This window comes from Streptomyces sp. JLBG701 (genome assembly GCF_058544905.1).
Window position 1 is genome coordinate 1,958,293 of the sequence record NZ_CM178588.1, and the last position, 20,620, is coordinate 1,978,912.

The 20,620-nt window shown below is 70.4% G+C and carries 21 protein-coding genes and 1 riboswitch; of the genes, 5 read left to right on the forward strand and 16 right to left on the reverse strand.

What is annotated here, in order from left to right:
• Positions 1-217 precede the first annotated feature (217 nt).
• The gene (locus tag AC5DRG_RS08935) at positions 218-652 is read left to right on the forward strand and encodes a hypothetical protein (protein ID WP_491809455.1); all 435 of its coding nucleotides are present in this window, start codon (positions 218-220) and stop codon (positions 650-652) included.
• A 10-nt stretch (positions 653-662) separates the two neighbouring features.
• Here AC5DRG_RS08935 and AC5DRG_RS08940 read toward each other — a convergent pair whose 3' ends face one another.
• Positions 663-1,757, reverse strand: a complete 1,095-nt coding sequence (locus tag AC5DRG_RS08940; RefSeq protein WP_491809456.1) for a phosphotransferase family protein — start codon at positions 1,755-1,757, stop codon at positions 663-665.
• Between the two features lie 16 nt (positions 1,758-1,773).
• Positions 1,774-2,880, reverse strand: coding sequence for an Rv3169 family protein (locus tag AC5DRG_RS08945; RefSeq protein WP_491809457.1), 1,107 nt, complete (start codon positions 2,878-2,880; stop codon positions 1,774-1,776).
• A gap of 197 nt (positions 2,881-3,077) precedes the next feature.
• Here AC5DRG_RS08945 and AC5DRG_RS08950 point away from each other — a divergent pair, with 197 nt between their 5' ends.
• Positions 3,078-3,275 (forward strand): hypothetical protein, encoded by a 198-nt coding sequence (locus tag AC5DRG_RS08950; protein ID WP_491809458.1) that lies wholly within the window; start codon positions 3,078-3,080, stop codon positions 3,273-3,275.
• Here the strand turns inward: AC5DRG_RS08950 and AC5DRG_RS08955 are convergent.
• Complete coding sequence (locus AC5DRG_RS08955; RefSeq protein ID WP_491809459.1) at positions 3,238-4,410, reverse strand: acyl-CoA dehydrogenase family protein; 1,173 nt, start codon at positions 4,408-4,410, stop codon at positions 3,238-3,240. The genes AC5DRG_RS08950 and AC5DRG_RS08955 overlap by 38 nt on opposite strands.
• Before the next feature lie 333 nt (positions 4,411-4,743).
• On the opposite strand from AC5DRG_RS08955, the gene AC5DRG_RS08960 reads away from it, so the two are divergent.
• Positions 4,744-5,982, forward strand: coding sequence for a glycoside hydrolase family 18 protein (locus tag AC5DRG_RS08960; RefSeq protein WP_491809460.1), 1,239 nt, complete (start codon positions 4,744-4,746; stop codon positions 5,980-5,982).
• Between the two features lie 56 nt (positions 5,983-6,038).
• Here AC5DRG_RS08960 and AC5DRG_RS08965 read toward each other — a convergent pair whose 3' ends face one another.
• From AC5DRG_RS08965 to AC5DRG_RS08975, 3 genes are all read right to left on the reverse strand, one after another.
• The gene (locus tag AC5DRG_RS08965) at positions 6,039-6,698 is read right to left on the reverse strand and encodes a TetR/AcrR family transcriptional regulator (protein ID WP_491809461.1); all 660 of its coding nucleotides are present in this window, start codon (positions 6,696-6,698) and stop codon (positions 6,039-6,041) included.
• A 90-nt stretch (positions 6,699-6,788) separates the two neighbouring features.
• Positions 6,789-6,929: an SCO1431 family membrane protein gene (locus AC5DRG_RS08970; RefSeq protein ID WP_491809462.1), complete on the reverse strand. Its 141-nt coding sequence runs from the start codon at positions 6,927-6,929 to the stop codon at positions 6,789-6,791.
• Positions 6,930-6,975: 46 nt separating this feature from the next.
• Complete coding sequence (locus tag AC5DRG_RS08975) at positions 6,976-8,334, reverse strand: C39 family peptidase (RefSeq protein ID WP_491809463.1); 1,359 nt, start codon at positions 8,332-8,334, stop codon at positions 6,976-6,978.
• 212 nt (positions 8,335-8,546) lie between these two features.
• Between AC5DRG_RS08975 and AC5DRG_RS08980 the strand changes: the two genes are divergently transcribed.
• On the forward strand, positions 8,547-9,167 hold the full coding sequence (locus tag AC5DRG_RS08980; RefSeq protein ID WP_491809464.1) for a uridine kinase family protein: 621 nt from the start codon (positions 8,547-8,549) through the stop codon (positions 9,165-9,167).
• A 435-nt stretch (positions 9,168-9,602) separates the two neighbouring features.
• Positions 9,603-11,468, forward strand: coding sequence for an AAA family ATPase (locus AC5DRG_RS08985; protein ID WP_491809465.1), 1,866 nt, complete (start codon positions 9,603-9,605; stop codon positions 11,466-11,468).
• Positions 11,469-11,487: 19 nt separating this feature from the next.
• On the opposite strand, the gene AC5DRG_RS08990 is transcribed toward AC5DRG_RS08985, so the two are convergent.
• The 10 genes from AC5DRG_RS08990 to AC5DRG_RS09035 all read right to left on the reverse strand — a co-directional run bounded on the left by AC5DRG_RS08990 (position 11,488) and on the right by AC5DRG_RS09035 (position 20,562).
• Positions 11,488-12,573: a hemolysin family protein gene (locus tag AC5DRG_RS08990; RefSeq protein WP_491809466.1), complete on the reverse strand. Its 1,086-nt coding sequence runs from the start codon at positions 12,571-12,573 to the stop codon at positions 11,488-11,490.
• A complete protein-coding gene (locus AC5DRG_RS08995; RefSeq protein WP_491809467.1) occupies positions 12,570-13,895 on the reverse strand; it encodes a hemolysin family protein in 1,326 nt (441 codons plus the stop codon). Before AC5DRG_RS08995 ends, AC5DRG_RS08990 begins: the two co-directional genes overlap by 4 nt.
• Before the next feature lie 200 nt (positions 13,896-14,095).
• Positions 14,096-14,551 carry a PH domain-containing protein gene (locus AC5DRG_RS09000; protein ID WP_491809468.1) on the reverse strand — a complete coding sequence of 152 codons (456 nt, stop codon included), beginning with the start codon at positions 14,549-14,551 and terminating at the stop codon, positions 14,096-14,098.
• A 12-nt stretch (positions 14,552-14,563) separates the two neighbouring features.
• Positions 14,564-15,421, reverse strand: a complete 858-nt coding sequence (hisG, locus tag AC5DRG_RS09005) for an ATP phosphoribosyltransferase (protein WP_491809469.1) — start codon at positions 15,419-15,421, stop codon at positions 14,564-14,566.
• 66 nt (positions 15,422-15,487) lie between these two features.
• Positions 15,488-15,760, reverse strand: a complete 273-nt coding sequence (locus AC5DRG_RS09010) for a phosphoribosyl-ATP diphosphatase (RefSeq protein ID WP_086760055.1) — start codon at positions 15,758-15,760, stop codon at positions 15,488-15,490.
• A gap of 33 nt (positions 15,761-15,793) precedes the next feature.
• The gene (ribH, locus tag AC5DRG_RS09015; RefSeq protein ID WP_491809470.1) at positions 15,794-16,279 is read right to left on the reverse strand and encodes a 6,7-dimethyl-8-ribityllumazine synthase; all 486 of its coding nucleotides are present in this window, start codon (positions 16,277-16,279) and stop codon (positions 15,794-15,796) included.
• Positions 16,280-16,300: 21 nt separating this feature from the next.
• Positions 16,301-17,590 carry a bifunctional 3,4-dihydroxy-2-butanone-4-phosphate synthase/GTP cyclohydrolase II gene (locus AC5DRG_RS09020; protein ID WP_491809471.1) on the reverse strand — a complete coding sequence of 430 codons (1,290 nt, stop codon included), beginning with the start codon at positions 17,588-17,590 and terminating at the stop codon, positions 16,301-16,303.
• On the reverse strand, positions 17,587-18,228 hold the full coding sequence (locus AC5DRG_RS09025; protein WP_491809472.1) for a nicotinamide mononucleotide transporter family protein: 642 nt from the start codon (positions 18,226-18,228) through the stop codon (positions 17,587-17,589). Before AC5DRG_RS09025 ends, AC5DRG_RS09020 begins: the two co-directional genes overlap by 4 nt.
• On the reverse strand, positions 18,225-18,827 hold the full coding sequence (locus AC5DRG_RS09030; RefSeq protein ID WP_491809473.1) for a riboflavin synthase: 603 nt from the start codon (positions 18,825-18,827) through the stop codon (positions 18,225-18,227). The genes AC5DRG_RS09025 and AC5DRG_RS09030 overlap by 4 nt, the downstream gene beginning before the upstream one ends.
• Before the next feature lie 144 nt (positions 18,828-18,971).
• Positions 18,972-19,102, reverse strand: a riboswitch (FMN riboswitch).
• 239 nt (positions 19,103-19,341) lie between these two features.
• Positions 19,342-20,562 carry an ROK family transcriptional regulator gene (locus tag AC5DRG_RS09035; RefSeq protein ID WP_491809474.1) on the reverse strand — a complete coding sequence of 407 codons (1,221 nt, stop codon included), beginning with the start codon at positions 20,560-20,562 and terminating at the stop codon, positions 19,342-19,344.
• Between the last annotated feature and the right edge of the window lie 58 nt (positions 20,563-20,620).

Genomic DNA, 20,620 nt, shown 5'->3' on the forward strand with positions numbered 1-20,620 from the left:
TCATACCCGGTTCGTGATGTTGCCGAGAGTTGCCTGTGAGGCTTCTGAGGGACGAACGCGCAGCGCCGGGCACCTGCAAGCGGCATGTGACGAACGCCACAGCCCTCGAACGGTCTCCGTGATGCTCTCGTGATTACCGCCGAGACGGGGCGGGAAGTGCTTGCTGTGGTCGAGGCCGCAGTGCCGTCACGGCCCAGCCCGAGGGGGAGAATCCCATATGCAGAGTCTTAAGCGTCCCGGTCGTACCGCGCCCAAGCGGCTCACCGTCGTCGAGCCCGAGCCGGAGGGCGTCGAACCCGACGCTCTTGAGGCCGAAGAGCTCGACGCGTACGACACCTTCGAGATGTTCCGGGTGATCTGCCCGGACTGTGCGCAGCCCATCGCCCTGCTGGCGGACGAGGAGTCCCTGCCGGAGCACGCGCTGTGCGCCTCGCCGTGGAACCCGTTCGGGCTCACGGTCTGTGCCGGTACGGGCCGCGCGGCGGCCGAGGCCAGGCCCGCGGACGAGTCGGTGGAGCCGCAGGAGCAGGACACCGCCCTCCTGTTGACGCTCCCGCAGGGACTCGACTGGCGGACGCAGCCCTTCTCGCACGTCGGCGGCCCGGGCTCGCGCCCCATGCGGGTCCCCGTCATGCGGCGCCACGCCGCCTGAGCTTCCTCGCTCAATCCCAGTAGCTGCCCTGCACCATGGCGCGCAGACTGCCGTGGTGCAGGATCAGTGTGTCCGGATCCGCCGGGACGGCCACCTCTCCGAAGTGCACCTGGCGGTAGGCGACGCGCAGCATGACGCCGGCATGCCGCAGGGCGGCGTAGAGCGTATAGAAGTCCATGTCGCGTGGTGTGTGGCCGGTGAGTTGCGCGTAGCGCGCCTCGACGCGGTCGCGGCGCAGGAAGTCCGGCAGCCCGCGCTGGCCGAAGGCGACCGTCAGGTCGTGGAAGAAGCGGTGCAGATAGACGGTCCAGCCGAGGTCCACCTCGCGCGGGGCCAGGGCCGCCATCTCCCAGTCGAGGACGGCCGCGGGGTCGAACCCGTCGTAGATGACATTTCCGATGCGCGCGTCGCCCCAGTTGAGGACCGGCTCGCCGATCTCGCGCGGCCACAGCTCCTCAAGGCGGTCGAAGGCGCTCTCGATGAGCGGTGAGCGGGGCAGGCCGTCAACCACCCATTCGTAGTACGCGCGTTGGGCCGCGACATGCGCGCGCAGTGCGTCTCCGTCGCCCGGGAGGGTGAGGAACGCGGCCTCGTGCGGCGGGACTTGGTCGTGCAGCCGGGCCAGCAGCCCGATCGAGGCCGCTTCCAGGTGCTCGCGTTCTTCATCGCTCGCCGCGTGCAGCCAATTCCCCTCGTACGTATAGGGCATGACGTCGGGAGGCACGCGCCCCTCGACGCGCTCCATGACGAAGAAGGGCGCGCCGAGCGGGCCGGCGTCCTCCTCCAGCCACAGCACCCGGGGCACCGGGAGGTCGGTGTGCTCGGCCACCAGACGCATGGTGCGGTACTGGCGGGTCATGTCGTACTCGGGGAAGACCGTGTACGCGGCCGGGTCCGCCGCGAGCCTCAACGCGCAGGCCCGTACCGGCGGTTCGGGGTGCTCGATGTCGAAGAGCAGGGTCTCGCTGGACATGCCGTTGGTCGCGGGGACACCTACGCGGACGGCCTTCGCGCCGGGCAGGCGGGTGCCGAGCCAGGCGGTGAGGCGGTGGGCGAGTTCCTCGGGGTCGCGGGTGGTCGTACGGGGGCGGGGTGCCGTGGCCATGTTCCCTCCAACTCCCTTACGGGGCGACCGAGTCGAAACCCGTGAAGCCGCTCGGGTCGTGCCGCCCGAACGAGCCGTGCTCGAAGATGCCGTGCCCGGTCCGGCCGTCCAGGTGGAAGCGGGCCGCGTGGTCGGTGACGCCGTAGCCGGCGAGGGGATGGGCGGCCGGGTCGGAGAGGTCGTAGGTGCGGCGGTCGGTCCAGGCGTGGCCCTGCCAGGTGCCGTGCTGCCAGTCGTCGGCGGGCGGGTAGCCGGCGCCGATCGCGAGCGGGGAGGAGGTCAGGATCTCCACGTCCAGCTCCAGCGGCTTGCGGATGTCGCCGAGATGGATGAGCGCGCGTTCCGGGCGGCGGGTGCCGGAGCGGTAGCTGATCTCGGCCTGGGGCCAGCCGAGTTGACGGTCGGGGTGGCCGGGGCGGACGAGCGTGGCGTCGTTGAGCGTGCGGTAGCCGTCCGCGTCCTCCTGGGCGATCACCATCAGGAAGCGGTCCTCGAAGCGCACCGGGCACCAGATCCAGTGGAAGCCCTCGGTGGGGTGCGCCTCGGCGAGCCGCCCGCCCTCCTCCCCGGGAATGGGCCGCACACCCCAGCTGCGGTCGCGGGTGCCGGTCCACTCCCCCGCAGAGACCGCGAACTCCTCACCGGCGGCCCGGATGACGCCCTCCACACCGCCCGCCTGGACGAAGCGGCGCCCCTCGAGAGTGAGCCGGCCGCCACGGCGCTGGACGTGATGGGGCTCCCAGAGCGCGGGGAAGTCGGCGGTCCAAGTGAGGTCGTACGACAGTGAGTCGTCGTCGCACTTCAGGCGCAGCCTGCGCAGCGGCTCCTCGACCTCGATCCGCAACGGCCCGACGGCCAGCCGCATCCGGTCCTCCGCGAGGGCGTCGGAGGCCCGCACGGCGTGCAGCGTGTCGCCCACCCGCAGCGTCGCGTACGCGTCCATCACGCCCACGTTCGGATACACCCCGAGCCCGAGGATCAGCAGGGCGCGCCCATGATGGTCGAAGACGTGGAAGATGCAGCGGTCGTAGGCGTTCCGGTCCCCGGTCGCGACGTGCCTCATGGACAGGGGCACCTGGTGCACGGGGTACTCGTCGAGCGGTACGGGGCGGTCTTCGGGCACGGCGCACCTCCCTGGAATGGGAGTTGACGGTACGTCAGATACCGCCACGCGGCCAGACTCGCGACCGCCCGAAACGGGGCACACCACGAACTCACGCACGATTACGCGAGCCGGTGACCGGTTGGGGCCCCCCGCGTTGCCCTGGTATGACCCCCACATATTCAGCGACCGGGCGTCAGCGCCGGGTGTTCGTGTCGATGCCCGCAGAATCGGTTCCGCTCGCGCCGCCGCAGCCCCACGATCCGCCCATCTACCTCGACCTCATGCGGACCTGGGCGGACCGGGGCCGCACGCTGCCGGGGCGCCACGACCCGGAGTGGGTGCGGCTCGCGGCGCCGCAGGTCAGGCTGGGCGAGTTCAGCGGGTCTCCGGACCCGCTAGGTGACGGGCGATGACCATCCGCTGGATCTGGTTCGTCCCCTCGACGATCTGGAGGACCTTGGCCTCGCGCATGTAGCGCTCGACCGGGAAGTCGGCGGTGTAGCCGTACCCGCCGAGCACCTGGACGGCGTCGATGGTCACCTTCATCGCCGTGTCGGTGCAGTGCAGCTTGGCCATGGCCGCCTGCTTGGCGAACGGCCGGCCCGCGTCACGCAGCCGCGCGGCCGCCAGATACAGCGCGCGGCCCGCCTCGATCTGCGTCGCCATGTCGGCCAGCATGAAGCGCAGGCCCTGGAAGTCGGAGATGGGCCGCCCGAACTGCCGCCGCCCCGTGGCATACCCGAGGGCCTCGTCGAACGCCGCCTGGGCCAGTCCTATCGCGCAGGCCGCGATGCCGAGCCGTCCCGAGTCGAGCGCGGAGAGGGCGATCGCGAAACCCTGGCCCTCGTCCCCGATGCGCCTCTCGTCCGGGACCCGCACGCCGTCGAGGTGGACCTGCGCGGTGGGCGAGCCCTTCATGCCCATCTTCTTCTCCGGCAGCGCGCCGCTCAGCCCGTCGGCGTCGCCGGGCACCAGGAACGCGGTGATCCCGCGGGCGCCCTCCTCGCCGGTGCGTGCCATGACCGTGTAGAAGTCGGCGATTCCGCCGTGCGTGATCCAGGCCTTGGTGCCGGTGATCACCCAGTCCTCCCCGTCCCGCACCGCCTTGGTGCGCAGGGAGGCCGCGTCGGATCCGGAGGACGGCTCGGAGAGGCAGTACGCGCCGAGCAGGCCGCCGCCGAGCATCGCGGGCAGGTGCTCGACCTGCTGCTCCTTGCTGCCGTAGTTGGCCAGCGCATGGCAGGACAGGGTGTGGACGCTGACGCCGAGGCCGACGGTGAGGCGGGCCGCGGCCAGCTCCTCCAGGACCTGGAGGTAGACCTCGTACGGCTGGTCGCCGCCGCCGTACTCCGTGTCGTAGGGAAGTCCGAGCAGTCCCGACTCGGAGAGCAGGGTGAAGACCTCGCGCGGGAAGCGTCCGGTGTCCTCTTCCTCGGCCGCCTTCGGGGCGATCTCGTGCTGTGCGATGTCGCGGACGAGCGAGATCAGATCCCGGGCCTCGTCCGTGGGCAGTTGCCGGTCCACCTGCTGCGGGGCGCGGTCGGGCATGTCGACGCTCTCCTCCCTGTCGGGCACTGGCGGACGGGCCCGTTGGTGGGGGCACTCCGCCGGGTCTCACTGGGTGCCGGCCGGGGCCCGCACTTCCGGGTCTCGGAAGCTGCTGACCAGCGGCTGCGCGCTGTGAGTATGCCCGATCGAAGGCATCCAGTCACCAGTTAACGACCGCTTACTCAAAGAGTAATCCGACTGTGTTCCGAACGCCCAAATTGGTCCGAACCATTGACCTGACTGGTCTAGTCCTCTTACTGTTTCGGCGCACCGCCTCCCCGCGTTCATGCCAATCGGCACGCGTTCCCCTCACCCCCCACGAGGAGACACCCGATGCACACTCCCCTCCGTTCCCGCTCGCGCTTTCGAGCACTGATCTCCGCCGCGTGTTGCGCCGTCCTCGGCGCCGGGCTGCTCGCCGGCGCGAGCACGGCCACCGCGACCCCGTCGGCAAAGCCCAAGCCGGCCGCCGCCTCCAAGGTCGTCGGCTACTTCACCGAATGGGGCACCTACGACCGCAAGTACTACGTCAAGAACATCGAGACGTCGGGCTCGGCGGCCCGGCTCACCCACATCAACTACGCCTTCGGCAACGTCACCGGCGGCAAGTGCGCGATGGGAGACGCCTACGCGGCGACCGACCGCACCTACACCGCGGCCGAGTCCGTGGACGGCGTCGCCGACACCTGGGACCAGCCGCTGCGCGGCAACTTCAACCAGCTGCGCGAGCTGAAGAAGAAGCACCCCGGCCTCAAGGTCCTCTGGTCGTTCGGCGGTTGGACCTGGTCGAGCGGTTTCGGCGAGGCGGCGCAGAACCCGGCCGCGTTCGCCCAGTCCTGCTACGACCTGGTCGAGAACTCCAAGTGGGCCGACGTCTTCGACGGCATCGACATCGACTGGGAGTACCCCAACGCCTGCGGCAACACCTGCGACACCAGCGGCCGGGAGGCGTTCAAGAACCTGATGTCGGCCCTGCGGTCGAAGTTCGGCACCGGCAACCTGGTCACGGCGGCGATCACGGCGGACGCCACGGCGGGCGGCAAGATCGACGCGGCGAACTACGCGGGCGCGGCGCAGTACGTCGACTGGTACAACCCGATGACGTACGACTACTTCGGCGCCTGGGCGGCGACCGGCCCGACCGCCCCGCACTCGCCACTGAACTCCTACTCCGGTATCCCGACGGCGGGCTACTACACCTCGGCGACCATCGCGAAGCTCAAGGGCCTCGGCATCCCGGCCACCAAGCTGCTGCTCGGCATCGGCTTCTACGGCCGCGGCTGGACCGGTGTGACCCAGGCGGCACCCGGCGGCACGGCGACGGGACCTGCGGCGGGGACGTACGAGGCGGGCTTCGAGGACTACAAGGTGCTCAAGACCAAGTGCCCGGCGACCGGCACCGTGGGCGGCACTGCCTACGCCAAGTGCGGGAGCGACTGGTGGAGTTACGACACCCCGGCGACCATCGCGACGAAGATGACGTACAAGAACCAGCAGGGCCTTGGCGGCACGTTCTTCTGGGAGCTGAGCGGCGACACCACCGGCGGTGAGCTGATCAAGTCGATCAACTAACCGAGCGGATACGGCAGTTGGGCGGGGCGGCCGAGCAGGTCGGCCCCGCCTGTCGGTCAGGCGTCCCGGCGGGCAGGCTCGGGGGCCCGGTAGACGGGGTCCAACTCCTCGATGGCGCGCAGGGTGCCGCCGAGGGTCTTCACGAGGAGTTCGCGCATCGTCTCGCGGGTCAGTTCGGGGTGGTCGATCCAGTCGAGGGTGGCGCCCTCGACGCTGCACACCCAGCCGAACAGGCCCATCCGCGCGAGCTGCGAGAGGTCGGTGTGGCCGTACGCCCCCTCGGCGATGGTCGCGACGATCGCCGCCCGCACCCCGTCCCGGATGGCGTGCACCTCGGTGTCGAAGCCGACACCGCCGCTGACGATCGTGCGGTAGGCGGCCTGGTTGTGCTCGGCCCAGCGCAGATAGCTGTCCATCGTGCGGTGGACCCGGTCCAGCTGCGGCAGTTCGAGACCGCTCGCCGCGAACGTGACCAGATCGGCGACCGAGTCGTTGATGATCGCCAGGTAGTAACCGCGCTTGGACTGGAAGTAGTAGTAGATCAGCCCCTTGGCGACATGCGCCTGCTTGGCGATGTCGTCCATGGAGAGCGCGTCGTAGGACGTGTCGGCGAACAGTCTCCGCCCGATGGCGATGAGTTCGGCGCGACGCGCCAGCGAGCGCTCGGTGCCGCGCGCCCGGGGGCGGGCGGCGTCGCGCTGTTGACTGATCTTCAATTTCGACCCTGATCTCAACGAGCGGTACGTCATCCGCAGTATGGCAGACAGCCACCACCTGCCCGTTCGACTCTGATCGAAAATGTCAGATCACAGCAGACCGAGCTGCGCCACGAGCATCGCGATGACCACGACGAGGGTCCAGCCCATGACGTGTTCGAGGATCTTCGGGCCGTCGTCCTTGGGGCCGCCGGTACGGACGCGGGTGGCGGTGGCAGAGTTTGCGGTCATCCGTCCACCTTGCCACCGGGCGGGGCTTTTGCGGCCGAGACCTTGGTCACAGCACGCCGACCGCCGCGAGCGCGGCGCGCTGGCGGGCCGTCGGTCGTGCCGGGAAGTAGAGATAGCAGACACCTCCGGTGCCGGAGACGACCTTGCCGCTGGCGTTGTACCGCTTGGTCCTGAGCCAGATGTTCTCCCACTCCCGGCGGAGATAGACGCGGCGCACCGCCTCGTCGTCGGGCGAGGCCGGGTCGTTGGCGATGACATCGCCGTCCGAGGTGAACCCTATGACCGTCATCAGGTGCCCGGAGGTGCCGTACCCTGCGCCCGTCAGCTCGCTCGCCAGGAACGACTGGGACGTTATGGCCGGGATACCGGCCGCGATCAGCGTCTCCAGATCCGTGAGCGAGCCGAGCCGGGTGACGACACCCTGGATGCCCTCGAAGGTGGCCGCGTAGGCGGCGTTGAACGGCCAGTTGCCGCAGCCGGCGTACTGGTAGTCGTAGGTGTACCGGGCCGCGTGGCACACCTGCGGGTCGGCGTACGCCGGGTCGACCCAGGCCAGCTGCGCCGGGGTGAGGCGGCCGCCCCAGTACTCGATGATCATCTGCGAGGAGGTGGGGCTGCACCAGGCCTCGCCGCCGTTGTCGTACTCGGGGTACTGGCCCGCGTGGATCTCCTGCGAGTAGCGCGGGACGGTCAGCTCCTTGGCGAGTCCCGGTGTGGAGGCCGGGACGGTGAAGCGGTCGGGGATGTCGGAGCCCATCGCGCCGAGCCGCCACACGGTCGGGGTGAGCCGGGTGCCGGGCTTGCGGTAGAGGGTCAGCCGCAGCCGGTACGACACCAGGCGCAGGCCGCTCGTGGCGTCGTCGATGGCGAAGGTGTCCGTCCAGACGGTGCTCTTGTCGTCGGTCTGGTCGTCCACCGAGGTCCGCCTGATGTCCTGGTCGCCGGCCGCCCAGCGGCCCATCACGTACCAGGGGGTGTCCGTGCCGTCGGAGTACGTCCCCGTCAGCTCGACCTGGAGCCAGGTGCCGGCCGGGGTATCCGCGTTCCAGGAGGCGATCGCCTCGGTGGAGGGCACGGAGAGTCGGTGGACGGGCGAGGTCCAGGTCCCGTACTCCCAGGTCGCGGTCCTGCCGGTGTGCGGGTCCGTGTAGTCGGCCGTGCCGACGGGGGCGCCGATCACGACGCCGGGGCGAGTGCCCGCGACGGCCCGGGTGCCCTGCGTGGTGCCGGCGCACCAGTCGGCGTACGTCGTCCAGGCCCGGTTGTCGACCTGGCCGGCCGGAGCCTCCGCGGCCAAGCCGTCTGGGGTCGCGGCGGCGGACGCCGGGCCCGCGCTGCCCGCGACGGCGGCGACGACGGCCGCTGTCAGGAGGGCTCGGCGGGACGGTTGTTCGGCTCTGCTCATGGGCGGGAGACCCCCAGGTGTCCGAGTCGGGACGGATCCGGTGCACAGTCGCGCCCACTATGGCCGTACCCGGCCTGGTCCTGCCAGCACTTCGGCCCACGCCACGCCCGTGAATATTGGTCTCGACCACTGGCATGACCTGGGATGCCCGGCGCCCGGCATACAGTGTCCGCATCACACGGCCACCGCCCCACCGCACCTCGGGAACAGCCATGCACGACCTCGCCTCCCGGCTCCGCCGGCTTCCCGCCTCCTGCGGACCGGTCCGGCTCGTCGGTGTCGACGGACACGCCGGTTCCGGGAAGTCCACGTTCGCCGGGCGGTTGGCCGAGGCGCTGGACGGGGCGCCGGTACTGCACCTCGACGACATCGCCAGCCACGACGAGCTGTTCGCCTGGACCGGGCGGCTGCTGACGCAGGTGATCGAACCGCTGGGCCGGGGCGAGACGGCGTACTACTCCCCCTACGACTGGCACACTCGGCGCTTCGGACCTGCCTGCGCGCTGCCGCCGGCGCCGGTGGTGCTGATCGAGGGTGTCGGTGCCGGCCGCCGGGCCCTGCGTCCGTTTCTCGCGCGGCTGCTGTGGATGGAGTTGCCGCACGAGGAGTCCTGGACGCGGGGGCGTTCGCGGGACGGGGCGGAGCAGCGGGAGTTCTGGGCCGGGTGGGTCGCGGCGGAACGGCGGCATTTCGCCAAGGACCCCTCTCGGCCGTTCGCCGACCTTCTGGTGCGGCAGTGCGCGAAGGGATACGACATCATTCCCGGGCCCTCCGGGACCGTTGGATCGGACCAGGATGTCACCCACGGTGACGGGCCATCCGCAGTGTGCTGAACTTGTGAAGACCGTTGTGTTTGAACTTGGCCGACTGCCTCAACTCGGCTTGACCGGGGGACCGTACAGGTCTTACGTTCTGAATGTGCGGCCGTTCGAGGCCGCCCTCAGACGCGAAGCCCCCGGTTGTTCCCCCGTGATCGGGGGCTTCGTTCTGCTCTCGGCCCATTTTGTCGCCGCTCCGTGGCGTGATTCGCTCACCCTCGGTCACCGAGCCGAGTGCGCCCCATCTGCTCCCACCTCGTCAAACGGCCTGTGCGGCACCCTTCGGTGCGCCCCTCCCCCGCAGGTACGATGCGCAAGGTGCGACCTTCGGACGGCTGCTTCGCGCACCACTGCAACTCCCGTCCGCGGCACAGCGGTTCGACCAAGGCTGCCGACGGGCGACCGGCCCGGCGGTGCGACCTACGGGGGCACGGTTTGTGGGGGGACGTGATGGATTTCGGCACGCGGGGCCCCGAGGCCCCGGCCGACCTCGCCTGGCTGCGAGGTGTGGATGCCTACACGATGGGCGCCTATCCGCAGGCGGAGGAGGAGTTCCGGGCCGCGGTGCGCATGGATCCGGGGATGGCCGACGGCTGGCTCGGGCTGCACGCGCTGCGCGTCGACACGACGACCGCGCTGCTGCGGATGTTCCGGCACCGGGACCGCTTCGGTGAGCAGCGCGCCCGGCACCGCCGGGCGATCAACTCCTGGTACTGGCTCGGCTGGTGGGTACAGCCGGTGCTGGAGAGCCCGCGGGACCTCCTGCTCGCGCACGCCTCGCACTGGCTGGACGGCCGCCATGTCCCGGAACTGGACCGGGCGTTGGCGGGACTGCCGCCCGTGGACACCGACCCGCAGGTCCGATTCCTGCACGCCTGCCGGGCCTATCTCGTCAAGGACTGGGAGCAACTGGTCCGGCACACCGACCCGTTGATCAACGACCCGATGCTGGGCATCGAGGCGGGCCTGTTCGGCGGGATGGCCCGGGTCCGCCTGGAGATGTTCGGACAGGCCGAGCCGCTGCTGTCCGCGGCCCTGATGCGCTGTCGCAGCGAGCAACCGCAGCGCAAGGAGCTGCGGTACTGGCTGGCGCGGGCTCACGAGGGCACCGGCCGCAGTGCCGCCGCGCTCCCCCTCTACCGGGCCGTGCACCGCGTCGACCCCGCGTTCATGGACACCTCGGCCCGGCTCGCGGCGATCGCCGAGGGCGACGGGTACGACGAGTCCGCCGCCGACCTCGCGGCGATCACGCTCGCCGGGGCCGGGCAGGACGTACTGGAGGGGCCCGACGGTCTCGACCCGCTCTTCGGCACCGAGGGACGCGACCTCAAACTCTCGGAGCCCGGCCTGCCGCCCACCGGCCCGCTGCCGTCGGCCGTCGACCCGGCGCGCGAGAAGTCCGGCGGCCCCGTGACCCCGCTGCCCGCCGGACCGACCGACCCCGTCCTACTGGAGGAGGCCCTCGCCGAGCTGGAGCGGATGGTGGGCCTGGAGCCGGTGAAGCGCCAAGTGAAGGCGCTCTCCGCGCAGTTGAACATGGCCCGGCTGCGTGCCGGGCAGGGCCTGCCGGTCCAGCCGCCCAAGCGGCACTTCGTCTTCTCCGGGCCCTCGGGCACCGGCAAGACGACCGTGGCCCGCATCCTCGGGCGCGTCTTCTACGCCCTCGGGCTGCTCGGCGGCGACCATCTCGTGGAGGCGCAGCGGGCCGACCTGGTCGGCGAGTACCTCGGCCAGACGGCCGTGAAGGCCAACGAGCTGATCGACTCCGCGATCGGCGGCGTCCTCTTCGTCGACGAGGCGTACTCGCTCTCCAACTCCGGCTACGGCAAGGGCGACGCGTACGGCGACGAGGCGCTCCAGGTGCTCCTCAAGCGGGCCGAGGACAACCGCGACCACCTCGTGGTGATCCTGGCCGGCTACCCGGAGGGCATGGACCGTCTCCTGGCCGCCAACCCCGGACTGTCCTCCCGCTTCACGACCCGCGTCGACTTCCCCTCCTACCGGCCCCTCGAACTCACCTCGATCGGAGAGGTGTTGGCCGCGGAGAACGGTGACGTGTGGGACGAGGAGGCGCTGGACGAGCTGCGCTCCATCGCGGGGCATGTCGTGGACCAGCGGTGGATCGACGAACTGGGCAACGGGCGGTTCCTGCGGACGCTGTACGAGAAGAGCTGCGCGTACCGGGATCTGCGGCTGTCGATGTATCCGGGTCAGTTGTCGCGCGACGATCTGTCGACGCTGCGACTGCCGGATCTGATGCAGGCGTACGGAGAGGTGCTGTCGGGGAGGGGACCGCAGGATCCGTCGGCGATGTGACGGACCCTGCGCTCGTCCGTCAGCTCGCCAGCGCCTCCTCCGGTGCTCCCGACCTGGGCTCCGACACCTTCTGCGGGGCCGGTACCTCCCGGTGTGCGGGGTCCCGGACCTCGCCCACCAGGAGTTCCAGTACGTCCTCCAGCGCGACCAGCCCCAGTACCTTGCCCGACGCGTCCGCCACCTGCGCCAGGTGGGTGGCGGCGCGGCGCATCACGGTGAGGGCGTCGTCCAGGGGGAGTTCGGATCGGAGGGTCGTCATGGGGCGCCAGATGTGCTGCGGCACGGCCCGTTCGGATTCCTCCAGGTCGAGTACGTCCTTCACGTGCAGGTAGCCCATGAAGGCGCCGTTCTCCGCGACCACCGGGAAGCGGGAGTAGCCGGTGCGGGCGGTGAGGGCGACGATCCGCCCCGGGGTGACCGAAGGACTGACGGTCACCAGGGACTCGCGCTTGAGGAGCACGTCGGTGACCGGGTGGGAGCCCAGTTCCAGCGCGTCCTCCAGGCGCTCCTGTTCCTCGGGGTCGAGCAGGCCGGCCTGGCCGGAGTCCTCCACCAGCCGGTTGAGCTGCTCGCTGGTGAAGACGGCCTCGACCTCGTCCTTGGGCTCGACGCGGAAGAGCTTGAGGATGCCCTGGGCGCAGGCGCCCAGCGCGATGGTGACCGGCTTGCACAGCCGGGCGAAGGCGACCAGGCCGGGGCTGAGCCACAGCGCGGCCTTCTCGGGGGCCGCCATCGCGAGGTTCTTCGGGACCATCTCGCCGATGACGAGATGGAAGAAGACGACGGCGGCGAGTGCGATGACGTAGCCGAGCGGGTGGATCAGCCCTTCGGGGAGATGGATCGCCTCGAAGAGCGGTTCCAGGAGGTGGGCCACGGTGGGCTCGGCGACCGCGCCGAGGGTCAGCGAGCAGACGGTGATGCCGAACTGGGCGGCGGCCATCATCTGCGGCAGCCGCTCCAGGCCGTAGAGGACCTGTCGGGCGCGTGCGGTGCCGAGGGGTTCGATCTGGCTGCGGCGGACGGAGACGAGCGCGAACTCGGCGCCGACGAAGAAGCCGTTGGCGAGCACGAGCAGTGCGGCGAAGAGGAGTTGGAGCACGGTCATCGGGTGGCCTCCGCGACGGGGGCCGTCCGTACGAGGCGGACACGTTCGGCGCGGTAGTGGCCGACCTGGCGGACGGAGAGCCGCCAGCCGGGCAGTTCGGCCTTGTCGCCGGGGGCCGGGATACGGCCGAGCAGGTCGGCGACCAGCCCTGCGACGGTCTCGTACGGGCCTTCGGGCACGTCGAGGCCTATGCGTTGGAGGATGTCGACGCGGCAGCTGCCGTCGGCGTCCCAGGCGGGCCGTCCGTCCTCGGGCGGGGCGGGGGCGAGTTCGGGGACGTCCTGCCCGTCGTGCTCGTCGCGGACCTCGCCGACGAGCTCCTCGACGATGTCCTCCAGGGTGACCACGCCGGCCGTGCCGCCGTACTCGTCGACGACGACGGCGATGGGCTGTTCGCTGCGCAGCCGGGCGAGCAGGGGCTGCACGGGGAGGGTCTCCGGGACCAGCAGGGGAGCCTGCGCGATCGTGCTCACGGGAGTGCGCAGGCGGTCCCGCGAGGGGATCGCCAGGGCGTCCTTGAGGTGGACCATGCCGACGATCTCGTCGATCCGCTCCCGGTACACGGGGAAGCGGGACAGGCCGGTGGCACGGGTGAGATTGACGACGTCCTCGGCGGTCGCCGACGACTGGAGCGCGCTGACCTTCACGCGCGGGGTCATGACGTGCTGCGCGGTCAACTCGCCCAGGGACAGGGTCCGTACGAAGAGATCGGCCGTGTCCTGTTCCAGGGTGCCGGCCCGCGCCGAGTGCCTGGCCAGGGAGACCAGTTCGCCGGGGGTGCGGGCGGAGGCCAGCTCCTCGGTGGGCTCGACGCCCAGGGCGCGGACCAGGCGGTTGGCGACGGCGTTCAGCGCGGCGATGACCGGGCGGAACAGGCGGGCGAAGGTGTGCTGCGGGCCGGCGACGAAGCGTGCGACCTGCAGGGGCTTGGACACCGCCCAGTTCTTGGGCACGAGTTCGCCGATCACCATCTGCACGGCCGAGGCCAGCAGCATGCCGAAGACCACGGCCACGCCGGGCACCGCGCCTTCGGGGATGCCGATCGCGGTGAAGGGGCCGTGCAGCAGCTCGGCGAGGGCCGGTTCGGCGAGCATGCCGACGACGAGGGAGGTGATGGTGATGCCGAGTTGGGTGCCGGAGAGCTGGAAGGACAGCTCCTTGAGCGACTCGACGACCGTACCGGCCCGTCGGTCGCCTTCGGCCGCGGCCTTCTCGGCGTCGGGCCGCTCGACCGTGACCAGGCCGAACTCGGCGGCCACGAAGAATCCGTTGGCGAGAATGAGCAGGAACGCCGCTCCGAGGAGCAGCAGGGGGATGGTCATGCCGCCGCCTCGATATGTCGGGAGGGGGCGGCGCAGGTACTACAGGACGATCCGTCCATCGCTGGAGGGAGTCACTCCTCGGGTAGCAGGGGGCCTGAAGGAACCGGGTGGAACATCAGTGGCGGAGGCGCGACGAAAAACGCCTCCGACAACAGATTAATCAAGACATGGGCCCCTGTGGCAGGGTGGACGGCCCTGAGTCAGCCCTGATGTTGCTCGGGACCGGCGGCGGAGTGGGCTTCGGCGAGCGCCCGCAGCGCGCGGGCGTCCTCGATCGCGCGCTTCTTGGCGATGCCCGGCTGGATGCCGAGCGCGGGCAGGCTGGTGCCGTCGCTGAGGTTGAGGAACACCCAGGGGTCGCCCGGGCGCAGGTTGACCTGGAGGATCTCGGCCCAGGCCAGACGGCGTCGGCCGGCGATGTTGACGACGGTGACGCCGGACTCGTCGGCGACGACCTTGGGCCGGGAGAGCAGGTAGAGCACGGCGAACATCAGCGCACCGGTGAGGATGAAGCTGAGGCGCTCGCCCGTGCTCAGCTGCTCCAGCAGCATCGCGACGGCTGTGATGACCGCGAAGATCACCACACCGGCGCTGCGCATGACGACACGGGTGCGGCCCGGCCGGAAAGTGACGGGCAGAGCAGGCAGATCAGACATGGTGTACGGCCCTCAGAGACGGCAGGCGTGGATGGCCGTGGTGAGGATGGCCCGGGCGCCGATGTCGTACAGGTCGTCCATGATCCGCTGGGCCTCCTTGGCCGGGACCATCGCACGGACGGCGACCCAGCCTTCGTTGTGCAGCGGGGAGACGGTCGGGGATTCGAGGCCGGGAGTGAGCGCGACGGCCTTCTCCAACTGCTCGACCCGGCAGTCGTAGTCCATCATCACGTACGTCCGGGCCACCAGGACGCCCTGGAGGCGGCGCAGGAACTGCTGGACCTTTGACTCGGCGCTGTCATCGGTGTCGGCGCCCGTGCGGCGGATGACGACGGCCTCGGACTTCATGATGGGGTCGCCGAAGACCTCAAGTCCCGCGTTGCGCAGCGAGGTGCCGGTTTCGACGACGTCGGCGATGACCTCGGCGACGCCCAGCTCGATCGCGGTCTCGACGGCGCCGTCGAGGTGGACGACGGAGGCGTCGATGCCGTTGTCGGCGAGGTGCCCGGCGACGATCCCCTCGTAGGAGGTGGCGACCGTCTTGCCCTTGAGGTCCTGCATGCCGGTCGCCGTGCCCGGCTTGGCGGCGAAGCGGAAGGTGGAGCGGGCGAAGCCGAGCGGCAGGATCTCCTCGGCCTTGGCGGCGGAGTCGATGAGGAGGTCGCGGCCGGTGATGCCGATGTCGAGGCGGCCGGAGGAGACGTAGATCGCGATGTCGCGGGGGCGGAGGTAGAAGAACTCCACCTCGTTCACCGGGTCGACGATCCGCAGTTCCTTGGACTCGCGGCGCTGCTGGTAGCCGGCCTCATGCAGCATCTCCGCCGCAGGGCCTGACAGGGAACCCTTGTTGGGGACGGCGATGCGCAGCATGAGGTCGGCTTCCTTTGCGTGGATGTTCGTGACGGGTGTTTGGAGCGCTTTGAACTAACGGCGTTTCTACAGGTGGGCGTAGACGTCGTCCAGCGAGATTCCGCGGGCGACCATCATCACCTGGACGTGGTAGAGCAGCTGCGAGATCTCCTCGGCGGCCGCTTCCTTGCCCTCGTACTCGGCGGCCATCCAGACCTCGGCGGCCTCTTCGACGACCTTCTTGCCGATGGCATGGACGCCCTTGCCGACCAGTTCAGCGGTGCGGGAAGTGGCGGGGTCGCCGGTGGCGGCCTTCTGCTGGAGCTCGGTGAAGAGCTCCTCGAACGTCTTCTTGGACATGATGGCCCAACCCTACGCGGTTACGGGCACACCTCAGCGCCAGGGTTCAGATACTGAGCGGAGGGTGGCCGCCGTCGCCACTGCCGCCGTCACCGCCTCGTGCCCCTTGTCCTCGTTGGAGCCCTCCAGGCCCGCCCGGTCCAGGGCCTGCTCCTCGGTGTCGCAGGTCAGCACGCCCATGCCGACGGGGACGCCGGTGTCGACCGACACCTGGGTGAGGCCCTGGGTGACGCCCTGGCACACGTACTCGAAGTGGGGGGTGCCGCCGCGGATCACGACGCCGAGGGCGACGATCGCGTCGTAGCCCCGGCCCGCGAGGACCTTGGCGACCACCGGGAGCTCCCAGCTGCCGGGGACCCGCAGGAGGGTCGGCTCGTCGATGCCCAGGTCGTGCAGGGCGCGCAGCGCGCCGTCCACCAAGCCGTCCATCACCTTTTCGTGCCACTGTGCCGCGATGACGGCGACCCGCAGGTCACCCACATTGCGTACGGACAGTTCCGGTGCGCCCTTGCCGCTCACGTCTCTCCTCAGTTCCTGTTCTTACTGGTTGCCGCAGGTGGACACGGGGGCCGTGTCCAGCCAGGGCAGGTCGTGCCCCATCCGGTCCCGCTTGGTGCGCAGGTAGCGGAGGTTGTGCTCGCCCGCCTGTACGGGCATCGGCTCGCGGCCGGTGACCTTGAGGCCGTGCCTGGTGAGGGCGTCGGTCTTGTCGGGGTTGTTGGTCATCAGACGCACACCGCGGACTCCGAGGTCCGCCAGGATCTGCGCGCCCGCGCCGTAGTCCCGGGCGTCGGCGGGCAGGCCGAGCTCCAGGTTGGCGTCGAGGGTGTCGCGGCCGCGCTCCTGAAGCTCGTACGCCCTCAGTTTGGACAGCAGACCGATGCCGCGCCCCTCGTGTCCGCGCAGATAGACCACCACTCCCCTGCCCTCGTCCTGGATGCGCTCCAGGGAGGCCTCCAGCTGGGGGCCGCAGTCGCAGCGCAGGGAGTGGAAGACGTCGCCGGTGAGGCATTCGGAGTGAACGCGGACCAGGACGTTCTCGCCGTCGCCGATCTCGCCGTGGACGAGGGCTACGTGCTCGACGCCGTCGACGGTGGAGCGGTAGCCGTACGCCGTGAACTCGCCGAAGGCAGTGGGGAGTTGGGTCTGGGCCTCGCGGCGGACGGTGGGCTCGGAGGTGCGGCGGTAGGCGATCAGGTCCTCGATGGAGATGATCGTCAGGCCGTGCTTGCGGGCGAAGGGGATCAGCTCGGGCAGCCGCAGCATGCGGCCGTCCTCGCCGGCGATCTCGACGATCGCGCCGGCCGGACGCAGGCCCGCGAGGCGGGCGAGGTCGACGGCGGCCTCGGTGTGGCCGTTGCGGACCAGCACGCCGCCGGGCCTGGCGCGCAGCGGGAAGATGTGGCCGGGGCGCACGAAGTCGTCGGCCCCCGCCTCCCCGCCCGCGAGCAGCCGCAGGGTGGTGGCGCGGTCGGAGGCCGAGATGCCGGTGCTCACACCGTGGGCGGCCGAGGCGTCGACCGACACGGTGAAGGCGGTCTTCATCGACTCGGTGTTCTCGTCGACCATCTGCGGCAGCCGGAGCCGGTCCAGTTCGTCGCCCTCCATGGGGGCGCAGATCAGGCCGCGGCACTCGCTCATCATGAAGGCGACGATCTCGGGGGTCGCTTTCTCGGCGGCGATGACGAGGTCGCCCTCGTTCTCCCGGTCCTCGTCGTCGACGACCACGACCGGGCGGCCGGCCGCGATGTCGGCGATGGCCTGCTCGATGGGGTCGAGCGCGAAGTCCTCGAAGCCGTCGGTGCTGTACAGGATGGGTGCCGCACTCATGCCGGTGCTCCTTCCAGAGCGGGCCGCGCGTCCGTGCGGGAGCGCAGCCACCAGTCGCGCATGCCCCACAGGACGAGTGCGCCGTAGATGACGTAGACGAAGCCGGAGAAGGCGTAGCCGTTGGCGAAGTTCAGGGGGACGCCGACCAGGTCGACGAGGAGCCAGGCGAACCAGAACTCGACCATGCCGCGGGCCTGGGCGTACATGGCGACGATGGTGCCGACGAAGATGTAGGCGTCCGGCCAGGGGTCCCAGGACAGGGTCGGATAGGCCTTGAAGAGCAGGGCGACGGCGACCGTGCCGACGGCGCCGGCCGCGACCATCGCACCGCGCTCGCGCCAGTTGGCGAAGCGTACGGAGATACGGCCGTCCTCACCCTGGCCCTTGCCGCGGTTCCACTGCCACCAGCCGTACAGCGCGACAACCATGACGACGGCCTGCTTGCCGGCGCTGCCGGTGAGGTGGCCGTAGAAGGCTCCGAAGAGGATGAGGCCGGAGAGGAACTGCACGGGCCAGCTCAGCAGGGAGCGTCGCCAGCCGAGGGCGAGGGCTATCAGGCCGAGGATGTTGCCGACCATGTCCGACCAGATGATGTGCTGGTCGAAGAGGACGAAGGCCTCGGAGTTCAGCCAGTTCACTTCGCCGCCCCCTGGGTGCCGAGCAGCCGCTCGACGTACTTGGCGATGACGTCGACCTCGAGGTTGACCGGGTCGCCGGGCTGCTTGAGGCCGAGCGTGGTCAGGGCGAGGGTGGTGGGGATGAGGCTCACGGAGAAGTAGTCCGGGCCCGCGTCGACGACGGTGAGGCTGATGCCGTCGACGGTGATGGAGCCCTTCTCGACGACATAGCGCGTGAGGTCCGCGGGGAGCGAGATCTTCACGATCTCCCAGTTCTCGGACGGTTTGCGCTCCAGCACCTCGCCGGTGCCGTCGACATGGCCCTGCACGATGTGGCCGCCCAGGCGCGCGCCGAGGGCCATCGGGCGTTCGAGGTTGACGCGGGAGCCCACGGCGAGGACGCCCAGGCTGGAGCGGTTCAGGGTCTCGGCCATGACGTCGGCGGTGAACTCGTCGCCCTCGTGGTCGACGACGGTGAGACAGACACCGTTCACGGCGATGGAGTCGCCGTGCTTCGCGCCCTCGGTGACGACGGGGCCGCGCAGCCGGAAACGTGACGCGTCGCCGAGGTTCTCGACGGCGGTGATCTCGCCCAGCTCTTCGACGATTCCGGTGAACACTTCCCGGGTCCTCCTGCCTCTTCGGGCACGGACTCCGGGGCTGTCGATGACGACAGAATGTACGGGCGACGACACCGGGAGCGACGCCGGACGGAGCTCGCCTCATGGACGAGCGGTTCGGCGGCGCGCACGAATGCCCGCCCGCCGCGCACTGCCTCCCATCCGGACTTTAACCGTCGGTCCAGGAATTTCACCTGGTCAACCGGCCGCTGGAAGCGGACGGGTCGCGGACTATAACCGCCGGTTCGGACTTTCACCGACCCCGGAGTGCGCTGCTACTGGTACACGGCCAGTGTGCCACGCCCGATCGACGTCCATACAGACGAGCTGTGTGGGGTGGCTCACAAGGGGTTGCAGTGGATCATGGGTTCGCGTCCATTGACCGGGCTGGTCTAGTCCTTTTAGGGTCTGATCACCTGTCGTTTCCGACAGCCCGCGCTTCAGCAACTCGCCTCAACAGCGCACGCAGACCGGCCCGGTGGCGGTGTCGACGGCCCTTGCCCGTCACCGGGTCTCAACTCACCGCCCTGCGGGGCGCGAACAGCTCCTCCTGAGCTCCGTCCCGTGCCGTCAGCAGCGCACCGCGCAGGACCGCGGCGCCGCCGAGGGCGCTCGCGCGGACCTCCGTCGGGAGCGGTGTCATCCGGGCGAGCCGCTCCTCGACGCGCGCGGCGAGCAGCTCCCCGCCCGCCTGGCCGACCTCGCCGCCCAGCACCACGCAGCCCGGGTCGAGGACGGCGACGACCGAGGCGGCGCCGATCGTCAGCCGGTCGGCGAGGGCGTCGAGGAAGCGGGAAGCGGGGCCTGCGCCAGGTTCGCCGCCCCCGACACCAGCCACCTCCGCCACCGCCCCCCGCACAAGCTCCGCAGCCGGCGGCACATGACCGGCCGCCTCCGCTTCCAGCCCGTATCGTCCCGCCAGTTCCACCACCGCCGCCGACCCCGCCAGCGAGTGGAAGCCCCCCGCGCAGTCCGTCGCCGACGGCAGTGTCGTCGTGCCCGGTACCGGCAGGAAGCCGATCTCTCCGGTGCCGCCCGAGGCGCCGCGGCGCAAGGTGCCGTCCAGGATCACCGCGGCGCCGGTGCCGTGGCCCAGCCAGAGGAGTACGAAGGTGTCCCGGTCCCGGGCCGCGCCGTCGCGTTGTTCCGCCAGCGCCGCGAGGTTGGTCTCGTTCTCGACGATGACGCGGGTCTCGGGGAGCCGTTCCTGGAGTGCGGCCACGAGGCGCCGATGCCACTCGGGGAGGCCGGAGGAGTCGCGGAGTTCGCCGGTGCCGGGGTCGATCAGACCGGGGGCGCCGATGCCAACGGTGTGCAGTCGCTCGGCATCGGCCTCTTTTGCCACCCGTTCCACCAGAGCGACCGCCTGCTCGACCGCGGGCCCGGTCCCCGTGTCGTCGCCGATCGGCACCGATGCCTGGGCCAGTACCTCGCCCAGCAGATCGGAGACGACCACGGAGACGCCCTCGGTGCGGACGTCGAGGGCGGCCAGGTGGGCCTGGTCGGCGACGATCCCGTACACCCGCGCGTTCGGGCCGCGCCGCTGCTCGCCCGATTCTCCGACGACGGCGATGAGACCGGCGGCCGCGAGGCGTTCGACGAGGTCGGCGACGGTCGGTCTGGACAGGCCGGTGAGCTGCTTCAACTGCCCTGCCGTCAGCGGGCCTTCCTGCTGGAGCAGACGCAGGGCGAGCCGGTCGTTGATGGCCCGGGCGGTGCTCGGGGATGCGGGCATGCCGGGAATCCTCCCAGATCTGCGAGGCCGCCCGTCGGGATGGGCGGCCGGTAACTCG